A 13014-nucleotide genomic window follows, 5' to 3' on the forward strand; every position below is an offset into this window, starting at 1 on the left:
CCGGGGCCAGCGGGTGCAGATCGGCAAAGCCCGGCAACCGGGCCAGCTTCTCGTTGAGCCGTGGATTATGCTTCATCGTGCAGGAGCCGAGCGGGTAGAGCCCCATGTCGATCGCATAGTTCCGGCGCGACAGGCGCACATAATGGCGCACCACCTGCGGCTCCGAGAGGCCGGGCAGGCCCACCGGCGCCTTGCGCGCGAGGCCGCCCAGACGGCTCGCCACCACAGGCACGTCGGGCAGGTCGACGCCGCTGCGGCCGTCCTGGCCCTGTTCGAAGATCAGCGCTTCCTCGTGGTCGAGGCCGCGGTGGCCCAGCACCGTCTCGACGACGCCGGGGGTTTCCGTGCCCGGCGCAGAGGGCCGGCCTTGACGGTTCATCATGCCAGCACCTCGGCAAGGGCGGCGGCGAAGGCATCGCACTCCGCCAGCGAATTGGTTTCGGTAGCGGCGACCAACAGGACATCGGCCAGGTCGGCCCGGCCGGGCCACAGGCGGGCACCCGGCACGCCGGCGAGGATGCCGCGCGCGACCAGGGCCTCGACCACCGCATCGGCCGGTTTCGGCAGCTTCAGGGCGAATTCGTTGAAGAAGGCGTCGGTCAGCAGGGTGACACCCGGCACCGTCGCCAGCTTCTCCGCCAGTTGCACGGCGCGGGCGTGATTGAGCGCTGCGAGCTTGGTCAGCCCCGCCTCGCCCAGAAGGCTCAGATGGATCGTGAAGGCGAGCGAACAGAGGCCCGAATTGGTGCAGATGTTCGAGGTCGCCTTCTCGCGCCGGATATGCTGTTCCCGGGTCGAGAGGGTGAGCACGAAGCCGCGCCGCCCTTCCGCATCCACGGTCTGGCCGCACAGCCGGCCCGGCATCTGGCGGACATATTTGTTCTTGGCGGCGAACAGGCCGAGGTAGGGACCGCCGTAGCCGAGCCCGACGCCGAGGGACTGCCCCTCGCCCACCACGATATCCGCCCCCATCTCGCCCGGCGGCACCAGGGCACCCAGCGAGACGATCTCGGTCACCACCACGACCAGCAGCGCACCCTTGGCCTGGGCCTCGCGGGCGAGCGCCGAGAAATCCCGGATATGGCCGAAGACGTCCGGATATTGGACGACGACGCAGGCCGTGGTGCCGTCGAGCAGCGGCGCCAGGTCGCCCTCGCCCGAAGGCGCCGGGGCTTCCGCCACGATCTCGGTCCCGTGCAGCGCGGCCAGGGTCTTCACCACCGCCGCATAATGCGGATGCAGGTTGCCGGAAAGCACGACGCGGTGCCGCCCGGTGACGCGCCGCGCCATCTCCACCGCCTCGGCGCAGGCGGTCGATCCGTCGTACATCGAGGCGTTGGCGACTTCCATGCCGGTCAGCAGGCCGACCTGGGTCTGGAACTCGAAGAGATATTGCAGCGTGCCCTGGGCGATCTCGGGCTGATAGGGCGTGTAGGAAGTGAGGAATTCCGAGCGCTGGATCAGGTGATCGACCGCCGCCGGGACATGGTGGCGATAGGCGCCGGCGCCGAGGAAGCTCGCCAGCGCACCCGAATGGCGGTTCTTGGCGGCGAGTGCGGTGATCGCCTGGTCGACCTCCCATTCGCCGAGATGGGCGGGCAGGTCGACCGGGCCGGAAAGCCGGGCGCTTTCCGGCACGTCGCGGAACAGGGCGTCGACCGAGGGGGCGCCGATCGCAGCCAGCATCTCGGCGCGGTCGGCCTCGGTCAGGGGCAGGTAACGCATGGGGTTGCTCCGGTCAGCCGAGCGAGGCGACGTAATCCTGATAGGCCGCCTCGTCGAGCAGCGTCTCGAGCTCGCTCGGATCGGCGATCTCGACCTCGAAGAACCAGCCGGCACCTTGCGGGTCGCTGTTCACCAGGGCCGGTTCGTCGGCCAGCGGCTCGTTGGCCGCGGTCACCGTGCCGGTCACCGGCGAATAGACTTCCGAAGCCGCCTTCACGGATTCGACCACCGCGGCCTCGCCGCCCTTGGTCAGGGCCTTGCCCACCGCCGGCAGCTCGACGAAGACGATGTCGCCGAGCTGGGCCTGGGCATAGTCGGTGATGCCGACCCGGCCGGTCGTGCCGGTGACGGCGATCCACTCGTGGTCCTTGGAAAATTTGACGGTCATGACGGTCTCTCAGGGCTTGGCATAGCGATGGGGAACGAAAGGCAGGGCGACCACTTCGGCGGGCAGCGGCTTGCCCCGCACGATGAGGTCGATCTTGGTGCCGGGCTTGGCCAGTTCGGGCGGGACATAGCCCATGGCGACCGGGCCTTCGACCGAGGGGCCGAAACCGCCCGAGGTGACGATGCCGACCTCGGCCCCGCCGGGCAGCGCCACCGCGGTGCCGTCGCGCGCGGGCGCCCTTCCCAGCGGCTTGATGCCGACCCGGCGGCGTCTGACGCCATCCTTCAGGGCGGCGAGCACGCGGGCGGCACCGGGGAAATCCGCCGCCTCGCGCCGGCGCTTCGGCACGGTCCAGGCGAGCGAGGCTTCGATCGGGTCGGTCGTCGTATCGATGTCGTGGCCGTAGAGGCAGAGCCCGGCTTCGAGCCGCAGGCTGTCCCGCGCGCCGAGGCCGATGGGCGCCACTTCCGGCTGGTCCAGCAGCGCCTTGGCCAGTTCGACCGCGCGATCGGCCGGCACCGAAATCTCGAAGCCGTCCTCGCCCGTATAGCCGGAGCGGGAGACCAGGCAGGGAATCCCGGCGATCTCGACCGGGGCGGCGGTCATGAAGGAGAGCGCATTGGCCGCCGGCCCCAGGCGGGCCATCACCGCCTTGGCTTCCGGCCCCTGGAGCGCCAGGAGCGCGCGATCGTCGAGCCTGGTCAGCACCGCCTTGCCGGCGAGTTTTGCCGCGATATGGGCGAAGTCCTGCTCCTTGCAGGCGGCATTGACGACCAGGAACAGGCGGCTGCCGTCCGTATCGTCGACCGGCCGGGTGACCATCAGGTCGTCCAGGATGCCGCCGTCTTCCGCCATCAGCAGGCTGTAGCGGATCTGACCGGGCTGGAGCCCGACGACGTCGCCCGGCACCAGGCTTTCGAAGGCCTTGGCCACGTCCGGCCCTTCGAGCCAGGCCTGGCCCATGTGGGAAACGTCGAACAGGCCGGCCGCCGCCCGGGTCGCCTTGTGCTCGGCCAGGATGCCGGCCGGATATTGCACCGGCATGGCATAGCCGGCGAAGGGCACCATCTTGGCGCCCAGCGAAAGATGCAGGTCGTAGAGCGGGGTGAACTTCAGATCGGCGTCATGGCCCAAGGCTGCTCTCCGCAAAAATAGGTGCCGCCCGGGCGAGTGACCGCCCGAACCGCCCCCTCTGTCGGAGAACCTGAGAGATTGACCGGCGAGGCCGAAGCCGCCGGCTTACCCCTTGGGTGAGGCCGCGAGGCCGAAGCCGCGCGCCTGCTTTCCAGAGTGCCGTCTTCCCTGCGGTCCTTTTGCCTGAGAGTTTCCGGGGCGGTTGCTCCTTCGGCGCCGGGAAAACCCGGTCTCTCCCACAGGGAATATGAGGTGTCGGAATCCGGCTGACCCCGACGCCGCAAGGATAGGGGAGCGCTGCAATGCGTCAATGGGGAGATGTCGTTAATCGACAAATTGTTTTTCCGCTGATGCGGCGGCGGCAAATCGGGCAATATCCGGCCATCATGACAGAAGCCGAGATCCCCTCTCCCGCCCTCGAGACGCCCGAACCGGAACCCTGCCCGCGCTGCGGCAAGCTGCCGAAGTACTGCGTCTGTGCCGGCATCGCCCCGATCGCCAACAAGATCGAGGTGCTGATCCTCCAGCACCCGCAGGAACAGGACAAGGACCTGGGCACGGCGCGCCTGACCGCGCTGCACCTCAAGAAGGCGCAATTCAAGATCGGCCTCTCCTGGGCCAGCCTCAGCAAGGCGCTGGGCCGCGAGGTGATGCCGTCGCGCTGGGCCGTGCTCTATCTCGGCTCGGTCGACATGGCGAGCCTGCCGGCAGACCGGGACGTGGTCGCGGTCGACATCAAGGGCGTGCCCCTGGCCGACCAGGAAGACGCGCTCGACGGCATCCAGGGCGTCATCCTGCTGGACGGCAACTGGCAGCAGGCCAAGACGTTGTGGTGGCGCAATCCCTGGGTCCTCAAATGCCGTCGCCTGGTGCTGAACCCGGCAAAGCCGAGCGCCTATGGCAAGCTCCGCAAGGAGCCGCGCAAGGAAGCCCTTTCCACCCTCGAATCGACCGCCCTCCTGCTCGCCCGTCTCGAAGGACGGCCGGAGATCGAGACGGAAATGCGCGCGACCTTCGACAAGCTGCTCGCCGCCTATAAGGCGGGCCAACCCAAGAAGGATTGGCGCCGCCGCCCGCGCAAGCGCTGAGCGCCGGGGTCAGACGCTCCTGGTCAGACCACCGTCGATCCGGATGTTCTGGCCGGTGATATAGGCGCCGCCGGGGCCGGCCAGCAGAGCGATCAGTTCGGCCACTTCCGAGACCTTGCCATAGCGGCCGAGGGGGATGCGGGCGGCGATCGCCGGCTGTTCCGGGAAACTGTCGATGAAGCCGGGCAGTACGTTGTTCATGCGGATATTGTCCGCGGCATAACGGTCGGCGAAGAGCTTGGTGAAACTGGCGAGGCCGGCGCGGAACACGGCGGAGGTCGGGAAGGCCGGGTCCGGCTCGAAGGCGGCAAAGCTCGAGATGTTCACGATGGCACCGCCCTTCTGCGCCTGCATGATCGGCGTCACCAGCCGGGTCGGCCGGATCGCGCTCAGCAGGTAGGTATCCATCCCCGCGTGCCAATCCTCGTCCGAAATCTCCAAGACCGGGCCGCGCGGGCCGTGGCCGGCGCTGTTCACCAGGGCATCGATGCGGCCCCAGCGTTCCATCGTCAGATCGACCAGGCGCTTCAGGTCGTCCGCCGACTGGTTGGAGCCGGTGACGCCGATGCCGCCCAGTGTCGCCGCCAGGGTCTCCCCCTTGCCCGAGGGAGAGAGGATCGCCACCCTGAAGCCGGCTTCGGCGAGACGGCGCGCCGCGGCGGCGCCCATGCCGCTGCCCCCGGCGGTGACGATCGCGACCTTGTCCATCTCTCTTCCTTCCTGCCGGAACCCGGCCCCGACCTATAGCGCTCGCGGTGCCCCGGCCGCGAGCCCGCGCAGGATCCAGTCGCGCGTCTCGGCCGGGTCGATCACGGCGTCGATCTCGCCGAAGGACGCCATGTTGATCGCCTTGCCACTGGCATATTGCTGGGCCACCAGGCGCTCGAACAGGGCCTTCTGGGCGGCGGGATCGGTCTCCGCCTCCAGTTCGCGGCGGAAGCCTAGGCGGACGGCGCCTTCGAGGCCCATGCCGCCGAATTCGCCGCTGGGCCAGGAGACCGTGAACAGCGGCCGGTGGAACGAGCCGCAGGCCATGGCCTGGGCGCCCAGCCCGTAGCCCTTGCGCAGCACGACCGAAAGCACGGGCACGGTCAGCGCAGCACCCGCGACGAAGAGATCGGCCGCGCGGCGGACCATGCCCTCCGCCTCGCAGGCGGGGCCGACCATGAAGCCCGGCGTGTCGATCAGGCTCAGCACCGGCAGGCGCCAGCGCTCGCAGAGCTTCAGGAAGCGCGCCGCCTTGTCCGCCCCCGGGCCGTCGACGGCACCGCCGAGGTGGCCCGGATCATTGGCGATCAGGCCGAAGGGCCGGCCGCCGATCCGGACCAGGGCGGTGACCATGCCCTTGCCGAAACCGGCGCGGAGTTCGGTCACGCTGGCGTTGTCGCACAGTCCTTCGATCACCTTCCGAACGTCATAGACGCGGAGGCGGTTCTCCGGCACGGCGTGGCGGAGTTCGCGCTGGTCCTGATAGGTGAAATCGGTGACCGGGCCCTGGAAATAGGAGAGCAGGCGGCGCGTCGCGGCGACAGCCGCCGCCTCGTCCGCGACCAGGAGGTCGATATTGCCGTTGGCCCATTGCACCGCCGCCGGCCCCACTTCCTCGGGCCGGAAGCTGCCGAGGCCGCCGCCCTCGATCATCGCCGGTCCCGCCATGCCGAAGGAGCAGTTTTCGGTGGCGACGATCAGGTCCGTGCAGCCGAGCAGGGCCGCATTGCCGGCGAAGCTGTAACCCGAGACGATGCCGATGGTCGGCACCAGGCCGGAGAGCCGGGCGAATGTGGCGAAGGTCGGCACGTCCAGGCCGGCGACGCCGACCCAATCGGTATCGCCCGGACGCCCGCCGCCGCCCTCGGCGAAAAGCACCACGGGAAGCCGCCATTCCTCGGCCAGATGGAGGACCCGGTCGGTCTTCTTGTGGTTCATCATGCCCTGGGTGCCGGCCATCACCGTGTAATCATAGGCGAGCACCAGGCAGCGCGATATCTCGGGCCCGAAGGCCTCGGCGCCGATGGTGCCGATCCCGCTGATCAGCCCGTCCGCCGGGCTCGCCTGGATCAGGTCGTCGAGACCGCGGCGGCGGCGCTGGGCGGCCAGCAGCAGGGCACCGTATTCGACGAAACTGCCGGGATCGAGCAGGTCCGTGACATTGGCGCGGGCGGTGCGCTGGCCGGTCTTCTGCCGGCGGGCGACCGCGGCCGGGCGGTTCTCGTCCAGCCCCGGGGCGTGGCGCGCCAACACTTCGGCGAGATCGGGACGAATATGGCCGGGATCGCGCATCGCCGCCCCCTCGCCCGCCGCTGCCGCCACTTCCGCCGGCTCGACGAAGGCGATCGGCGCCGCCTCGATCACGGTGGCGCCCGGCGCCGCCGCGAAGCCGCGCAGGATGCCGGCGACCGGCGCGGTCACCACATGTTCCATTTTCATCGCTTCGATCACGGCGACCGGCTCACCTGCCGCGACCGCCTGGCCGAGCTCCACCTCGAAGGCGGCGAGCTTGCCGGAGAGCGGTGCGGCCACCGCGACCGTGCCTTCCGGCGTCGCCATCACGGGCGCCGAAGCCCGCTCCACGGCACCGGCGAAAAAGCCGCCGGCCTCCAGCGGCCCGACCAGATCGGCCAGATGGCGTTCGACGAAGCGATTGTCGAAGACGCCCGCGGCCACTTCCGGCCGGGCCAGCAGGCGGCCGAGGAAGCCGAGGTTGCTCGCCACCCCCTCGATCCGGACCTGGCGCAGCGCCCGCGCCGCCAGGCCGACCAGGCGGGCAGGATCGCTGCCCGGCGCGCTGACGATCAGCTTGGCGATCAGCGGATCGAAGGCGGGATTGATGCCGTAACCGGCATAGCCGGCGGCATCGACGCGGAGGCCCGGCCCGCCCGGCATCTCGAAGACGGCGATGGTGCCGCCCGCCGGCCGCGCCGTGCCGTCCGCCGCCACCGTCTCGAGATTCAGGCGAAGCTCGACCGCCTGGCCGCGCGGGATCACGCCATCCAGGCCGAGGGCCGACAGAGGCTCGCCCGCGGCGAGGCGGATCTGGGCGGCGACCAGGTCGACGCCGGTCACCGCCTCGGTCACCGTATGTTCGACCTGGAGGCGCGGGTTGGCCTCGATGAAGCGGAAGTCCTCGCCCTCGACCAGGAATTCGACCGTGCCCACGGTCCGGTAGCGCGCTGCCCGGGCCAGGGTCAGGGCGGCCTGGCACAGTTTTTCGCGCAAGCCGGGATCGAGCCCGGGGGCGGGCGCGAATTCGACCAGCTTCTGGTGCCGGCGTTGCAGGCTGCAATCGCGCTCGAACAGATGGGCGACCGCCTCGCCGTCGCCCAGGATCTGCACCTCGATATGGCGCGCCGCGGGGACGAAACACTCGACGAAGAGGCTGTCGTCGCCGAAGGCGGATTTCGCCTCGGAGCGGCAGCGGGCGAAGGCTTCGGCCATGTCTTCCGGCTTTTCGACGAGGCGCATGCCACGCCCGCCGCCGCCCGCCGCCGCCTTCACCATGACCTTGGCGCCCGGCCCGAGCTTGCGCAGGAAGGCTTCGGCACAACCGAGGTCGACCGCCCGCGCCGTACCTTCGACGACCGGCACGCCGGCCTCGACCGCCAGGCGCCGTGCCGCCACCTTGTCGCCGAACAGGGCCAGCGTCTCGGCCGAGGGGCCGACGAAACTGATGCCGGCAGCGGCGCAGGCCGCCGCGAAAGCGGCATTCTCAGCCAGGAAGCCATAGCCCGGATGGACGGCGTCGCAGCCGGCGGCCTTGGCTACCGCCAGGATCTGCGGTCCGTCCAGATAGGGGGCGACGCCGGAGCCGATCAGCGCCAGCGCGCGGTCTGCGGCGGCGACATGGAGCGAGCGGGCGTCGTCCTCGCCATGGACGGCGACGCTCTCGATCCCCAGGGCGGCGCAGGCGCGGGCGATGCGGATGGCGATCTCGCCCCGGTTCGCGATCAGGATACGCTGAAACACCACCTCGCCTCCCTCTTGTCTTGCCGGCACGCTGGTTCTTTCCGAATTCGCCTGCAAGACCCGCGACGCGACCAAGGTCGGAAGTCCGGCCGGGAAGCCGCCGAAACTGCCATTTCCGGGGTGCAGGGCGGCCATGTGCGGGGCCTTCTCCCCCGCTCGCGCATTGACTGCGGCGCACCGAGCGATAGGCTGGGCCGAAGCTGTATCCCGCGGGAAGATCGAGTCTGGAGTGATGGGCAAGGATTACATGAATTACAGTGCCATGGTGCAGGACGCGCTGCGCGGCGTCGTGCGTCTGGCGCTGAACCGGGTGGCCGCTCAGGGCCTGCCGGGCAACCATCACCTCTATCTCTCGTTCAAGACCACCGCGCCGGGGGTCGACATCCCTGACTATCTGCGCGAGCGCTATCCGGACGAGATGACCATCATCCTCCAGCACCAGTATTGGGGCCTGAAGGTTTCCGACTCCGGCTTCGAGGTACAGCTCAATTTCAACAAGATGCCGGAGCGGCTGGTCATCCCCTTCGATGCCATGACCGGCTTCTTCGACCCCTCGGTCCAGTTCGGCCTGCAATTCCAGCCGACCGGCGAAGCCTCGGCCCGCCCGGCCGCGGCCACGCCCGCCGCGGGCGAGCCGGCCAGTTTCGTCCCCGCCAAGCGCGAAGACACCGCCCCCACGGCCGAAGCCGAGGAGAAAACGGCGGGCGAGAAGCGCGGCGAAGTCCTGACCCTGGACGCTTTCCGCAAGAAATAGCCAGGGCCGCAAGAAATAAGCAGGGCCGCCATCCCCTCGGCGCCGGCTGGCCCGGCGCCTTTCGACATCATCAGAAGGTTTCGGCCATGACGGCGTTCGCCTATCAGGAAATGTTCGAGCACGACCCCTCCCACCACGTCGAGACGCCGTGGCGCAAGATCACCTCGGACGGCGTCAAGGAGATCGTTGTCGGCGGCAAGCGCATCCTCGAAGTGGCGCCGGAAGCGATCGAAGCGCTCACCTTCGCCGCTTACCGCGACGTTTCGCACCTGCTCCGCCCCGGCCACCTGGCCCAGCTCGCCTCGATCCTGAAAGATCCGGAAGCCTCGGCGAACGACCGTTTCGTGGCGCTCGAACTCCTGAAGAACGCCAATGTCGCGGCCGGCATGGTGCTGCCCTCGTGCCAGGACACGGGCACGGCCATCGTCATGGCCAAGCGCGGCCAATATGTCTGGACCGACGGCAAGGACGAGGAAGCGATCTCCAAGGGTGTCGCCCGCACCTATACGGAGACCAACCTCCGCTATTCCCAGATGGCGCCGCTCGACATGTACCGGGAAAAGAACACGGGCAACAACCTGCCGGCGCAGATCGACCTCTATGCGACCCCGGGCAACGAATATCACTTCCTCTTCGTCGCCAAGGGCGGCGGTTCGGCCAACAAGACCTATCTCTACCAGGAGACCAAGGCCCTGCTGAACCCGGCCTCGCTGCTCAAATTCGTCGAAGCCAAGATCAAGACGCTGGGCACCGCCGCCTGCCCGCCCTATCACCTGGCAATCGTGATCGGCGGCACCTCGGCCGAGCTGAACCTCAAGACCGTGAAGCTCGCCTCCTGCCGCTATCTCGACGACCTGCCGACCAGCGGCAACGAGCTCGGCCGCGCCTTCCGCGACGTCGAGCTGGAAGCCGAGATCCACAAGCTGACGCAGCAGACCGGCATCGGCGCCCAGTTCGGCGGCAAATATTTCTGCCACGACGTGCGCGTCATCCGCCTGCCCCGTCACGGCGCCTCCTGCCCGGTCGGCATCGGCGTCTCCTGCTCGGCCGACCGCCAGGTGCTCGGCAAGATCACCAAGGACGGTGTGTTCCTCGAGGAGATGGAGCATGATCCGGCGAAATATCTGCCCGAGGTGACGCACGACGACCTCGAAGGCGAGGTCGTGCAGATCGACCTGAACAAGCCGATGGCGGAAATCCTGAAGACCCTGTCTCAGTATCCGATCCGCACCCGGCTGTCCCTGACCGGCCCGATGATCGTCGCCCGCGACATCGCCCATGCCAAGCTCAAGGAACGGCTCGACGCCGGGCAAGGGTTGCCGCAATACATCAAGGACCACCCGGTCTATTACGCCGGCCCGGCCAAGACGCCGGCCGGCTATGCCTCCGGCTCCTTCGGGCCGACCACGGCCGGCAGGATGGACTCTTACGTCGACCAGTTCCAGGAAGCCGGCGGCTCCATGGTCATGCTGGCCAAGGGCAACCGCTCCAAGCAGGTGACCGACGCCTGCAAGAAGCACGGCGGCTTCTACCTCGGCTCGATCGGCGGCCCGGCCGCCATCCTGGCACAGAACTGCATCCGCAAGGTCGAGGTCCTGGAATATCCGGAACTCGGCATGGAAGCGGTGTGGAAGATCGAGGTGGAGAATTTCCCCGCCTTCATCGTGGTCGACGACAAGGGCAACGACTTCTTCGCCGACCTGATGTGAGATCCCGCCCCCAGGACGGGGGGCGATCCGGCGGACCTTTCCGGCGGGCCGGGGTGCGAGCAGCGCCCCGGCCCGTTTCGTTTCAGCGGGCGCGGCGCCAGGTGTTGCGCCCTCGCTTTCGTCCAGGCCGTCGCCGCCGATGATCGCGCCCAGCCGCCACTCGAGCAGGGTGCGGCTCGGTGTACCCAGATCAATGCCACTGGACACCTATCCGCCAATGCGAGACCGTTGCTTCCAAAATGGGAGAATGGCAGTCATGCGAGCATCGAGAATGAAGGTGAAGCACCAACTCGTGCTGAGCCTCGCCTTCGCCCACCTCCTCCTTCCCGCCGCGGCGCTGGCCGACGATGCCCCCAAGGCGGTGACCGTGACGCCCGTGTTCTCGGGCAGTGCCACGGTGACCGGCCAGCCGATCACCCTGCCGGCGGGGCCGGCGTCGGTCATCGTCTCGCGTTATGTCATCCAGCCGGGGGCCAAGCTGCCGGTGCATCGCCATCCCTATCATCGCTATGCCTATGTCGAGGCCGGCACCCTCGCCGTCTATGCCGCCGACAGCGGCAAGCGCTTCGACTACAAGGCGGGGGACTTCATCGTCGAACTGCTGGGCGACTGGCACTATGGCGAGAACACGGGCAGCGCGCCGGTCGAACTCCTGGTGATCGACCAGGTGCCGGAGGGTGTCACCGGGAACACCGAAGTCAGGCCGTGAGAGCCGCCGGCCTGATGTGACCGGGGCGCGCGGCGCTCAGGCGCCGCGCATCCGCCGCTCGATCGCGGCATGGGCCAGCATGAAGATCGAGACGATCACCAGGTAATAGACCAGCGCCGCGCAATACCATTCGACGAAGCGGAACGAGGCGGCGATGGCATCGTTCACGACCGCCATGATCTCCCGGAGCGAGATCACATAGGCGAGCGACGAGACCTTCAGGATATTGATGAATTCATTCATCAAAGGTGGCAACGCCACCCGGAGCGCCTGGGGCATGACCACCAGGCGGAAAGTCTGCAACCGGGTCAGCCCCAGCGCCGAAGCGGCTTCCCACTGGCCCGGCGGGATGGCGCGCAGCGCCGCCCGCATGACCTCGGCCATATAGGCGACCGAAACCAGCGAGAGCGACAGGACGGCGGCAACGAAGGGCGTGAACCAGCCTGCCCGCAGCAGGGCCGGAAAGACCTGGGGCGTGCCGTTCCAGACGATCAGCAGGACCAGGATCAAGGGCGCCGCCCGGAACACCCAGCCATAAAGCTGGGCCGCATGACGCCGGCTCCGCTGCTTGCTGTTCAGGCACAGCGCCATGGGCAGGCAGCCGAGGAACGAGAGCGCGAAGACCACGACCGACAGGACCATCGCGACACCCGCCCCGGCCAGCAGGGCCGGCGAGGCGAGCGCCGATGCGAACAGGCCGGGGTCGAAGGCCATCGTCCCGCGTCAGCCGTCGTAGTCGACGTCGAAGACGGCGGGATCGAGGCCGTATTTCTTCGCCAGGGCGGCGAAGAACCCCTCCTCCTTGAGCTTCTTCAGCGCGGCCCTGACCGCGTCGGCATTGTCGCCTTCCCGGCGCATGTAGATCCGATAGGTGAATTCGGACGCCCAAGTATAGGTGACCTTGAACTGGCCGTCCGTGGTTGCCACCCGATAGGCGCCCTCGGCCTCCTCGGTCAGGGTGGCGTCGGCCCGGCCGACCAGGACCTGCTGATAGGCGGCCTGCTGGGCGGGATAGGTCTGTACCGTCACCGCCGGCTTGCCGGCGGCGGCCAGGGCGGCGTTCAGCGGATCGACCCGCTCTTCCTTGTAATAGGTGCCGGCTTCGAGGGCGACGGTCTTGCCGCTCAGGCTCTTCGGCCCAGTGACCGCGTCGTTGCCGGCCTTGGCGACGATCACGGTCGCCGACTTCATGTAACGGATGCCGTCATAGGCCTTGCGCCGTTCGGCGTTGATATAGATGCCGCTGACGATCAGGCCGCAGCGCCCGGCGCCCAGGGCCGGCAGCAGGCCGGCGAAATCCGTCGTCGTATAGACCGCCTCGGCGCCCCATTTCGCCGCCAGCGCATCGGCGATCTCGATATCGATGCCGATCGGCCGGGTATCGCCGGGGTCGGCCTTGTAGGTGAGCGGCGGAAAGCCCGCCGTGGTGCAGACCGTCACCTTGCCGTCGGCGACCAAGCCAGGCTCGGCCGCGAAGGCGGCCGGCGCGGCACTGGCCGAGAGAAGAGCGAGCGCAAGGACCATTCTCATCGTCACGATTCCCC

The 13014-nt window shown here is 68.5% G+C and carries 11 protein-coding genes, 1 pseudogene and 1 riboswitch; of the genes and pseudogenes, 4 read left to right on the forward strand and 8 right to left on the reverse strand.

The annotated features are described in order from the left end of the window. From WC493_RS01480 to gcvT, 4 genes and pseudogenes are all read right to left on the reverse strand, one after another. A pseudogene (locus WC493_RS01480) lies at positions 1-382 on the reverse strand (aminomethyl-transferring glycine dehydrogenase subunit GcvPB); the annotation flags it as partial. Continuing rightward, complete coding sequence (gene gcvPA, locus WC493_RS01485) at positions 379-1725, reverse strand: aminomethyl-transferring glycine dehydrogenase subunit GcvPA (protein ID WP_373061775.1); 1347 nt, start codon at positions 1723-1725, stop codon at positions 379-381. The gene gcvPA and the pseudogene WC493_RS01480, both read right to left, overlap by 4 nt. A gap of 13 nt (positions 1726-1738) precedes the next feature. Continuing rightward, positions 1739-2113 carry a glycine cleavage system protein GcvH gene (gene gcvH / locus WC493_RS01490; RefSeq protein WP_373061777.1) on the reverse strand — a complete coding sequence of 125 codons (375 nt, stop codon included), beginning with the start codon at positions 2111-2113 and terminating at the stop codon, positions 1739-1741. A gap of 9 nt (positions 2114-2122) precedes the next feature. Then, positions 2123-3247 carry a glycine cleavage system aminomethyltransferase GcvT gene (gcvT, locus tag WC493_RS01495; protein ID WP_373061779.1) on the reverse strand — a complete coding sequence of 375 codons (1125 nt, stop codon included), beginning with the start codon at positions 3245-3247 and terminating at the stop codon, positions 2123-2125. Between the two features lie 161 nt (positions 3248-3408). After that, positions 3409-3496, reverse strand: a riboswitch (glycine riboswitch). A 137-nt stretch (positions 3497-3633) separates the two neighbouring features. Here gcvT and WC493_RS01500 point away from each other — a divergent pair. Beyond that, entirely contained in the window at positions 3634-4335 is a 702-nt protein-coding gene (locus WC493_RS01500) for a tRNA-uridine aminocarboxypropyltransferase (RefSeq protein ID WP_373061781.1), read from the forward strand. Between the two features lie 9 nt (positions 4336-4344). Here WC493_RS01500 and WC493_RS01505 read toward each other — a convergent pair whose 3' ends face one another. After that, positions 4345-5043 carry an SDR family oxidoreductase gene (locus WC493_RS01505; protein WP_373061783.1) on the reverse strand — a complete coding sequence of 233 codons (699 nt, stop codon included), beginning with the start codon at positions 5041-5043 and terminating at the stop codon, positions 4345-4347. A gap of 33 nt (positions 5044-5076) precedes the next feature. Further along, entirely contained in the window at positions 5077-8298 is a 3222-nt protein-coding gene (locus WC493_RS01510; protein WP_373061785.1) for a carboxyl transferase domain-containing protein, read from the reverse strand. Positions 8299-8530: 232 nt separating this feature from the next. Here WC493_RS01510 and WC493_RS01515 point away from each other — a divergent pair, with 232 nt between their 5' ends. From WC493_RS01515 to WC493_RS01525, 3 genes are all read left to right on the forward strand, one after another. Continuing rightward, a complete protein-coding gene (locus WC493_RS01515) occupies positions 8531-9052 on the forward strand; it encodes an SspB family protein (protein WP_373061787.1) in 522 nt (173 codons plus the stop codon). A gap of 86 nt (positions 9053-9138) precedes the next feature. Then, a complete protein-coding gene (locus WC493_RS01520; RefSeq protein WP_373061789.1) occupies positions 9139-10761 on the forward strand; it encodes a fumarate hydratase in 1623 nt (540 codons plus the stop codon). Between the two features lie 256 nt (positions 10762-11017). Continuing rightward, positions 11018-11470: a cupin domain-containing protein gene (locus WC493_RS01525; RefSeq protein ID WP_373061791.1), complete on the forward strand. Its 453-nt coding sequence runs from the start codon at positions 11018-11020 to the stop codon at positions 11468-11470. Positions 11471-11506: 36 nt separating this feature from the next. On the opposite strand, the gene WC493_RS01530 is transcribed toward WC493_RS01525, so the two are convergent. Beyond that, positions 11507-12184, reverse strand: a complete 678-nt coding sequence (locus WC493_RS01530; protein WP_373061793.1) for an amino acid ABC transporter permease — start codon at positions 12182-12184, stop codon at positions 11507-11509. A 9-nt stretch (positions 12185-12193) separates the two neighbouring features. Then, positions 12194-13000, reverse strand: coding sequence for a transporter substrate-binding domain-containing protein (locus WC493_RS01535; RefSeq protein WP_373061795.1), 807 nt, complete (start codon positions 12998-13000; stop codon positions 12194-12196). Positions 13001-13014 lie beyond the last annotated feature (14 nt).

Origin of the sequence: Zavarzinia sp., from assembly GCF_041650655.1 — a bacterium.
Classification (GTDB): Bacteria; Pseudomonadota; Alphaproteobacteria; order Zavarziniales; family Zavarziniaceae; genus Zavarzinia.

Bases quoted from the DNA above. Each gene is read 5' to 3' on its own strand.
- gcvPA (WP_373061775.1), bottom strand. From the start codon at position 1,725: ATGCGTTACCTGCCCCTGACCGAGGCCGACCGCGCCGAGATGCTGGCT.
- gcvH (WP_373061777.1), bottom strand. From the start codon at position 2,113: ATGACCGTCAAATTTTCCAAGGACCACGAGTGGATCGCCGTCACCGGC.
- WC493_RS01500 (WP_373061781.1), top strand. From the start codon at position 3,634: ATGACAGAAGCCGAGATCCCCTCTCCCGCCCTCGAGACGCCCGAACCG.
- WC493_RS01505 (WP_373061783.1), bottom strand. From the start codon at position 5,043: ATGGACAAGGTCGCGATCGTCACCGCCGGGGGCAGCGGCATGGGCGCC.
- WC493_RS01515 (WP_373061787.1), top strand. From the start codon at position 8,531: ATGGGCAAGGATTACATGAATTACAGTGCCATGGTGCAGGACGCGCTG.
- WC493_RS01520 (WP_373061789.1), top strand. From the start codon at position 9,139: ATGACGGCGTTCGCCTATCAGGAAATGTTCGAGCACGACCCCTCCCAC.
- WC493_RS01525 (WP_373061791.1), top strand. From the start codon at position 11,018: ATGCGAGCATCGAGAATGAAGGTGAAGCACCAACTCGTGCTGAGCCTC.
- WC493_RS01530 (WP_373061793.1), bottom strand. From the start codon at position 12,184: ATGGCCTTCGACCCCGGCCTGTTCGCATCGGCGCTCGCCTCGCCGGCC.
- WC493_RS01535 (WP_373061795.1), bottom strand. From the start codon at position 13,000: ATGAGAATGGTCCTTGCGCTCGCTCTTCTCTCGGCCAGTGCCGCGCCG.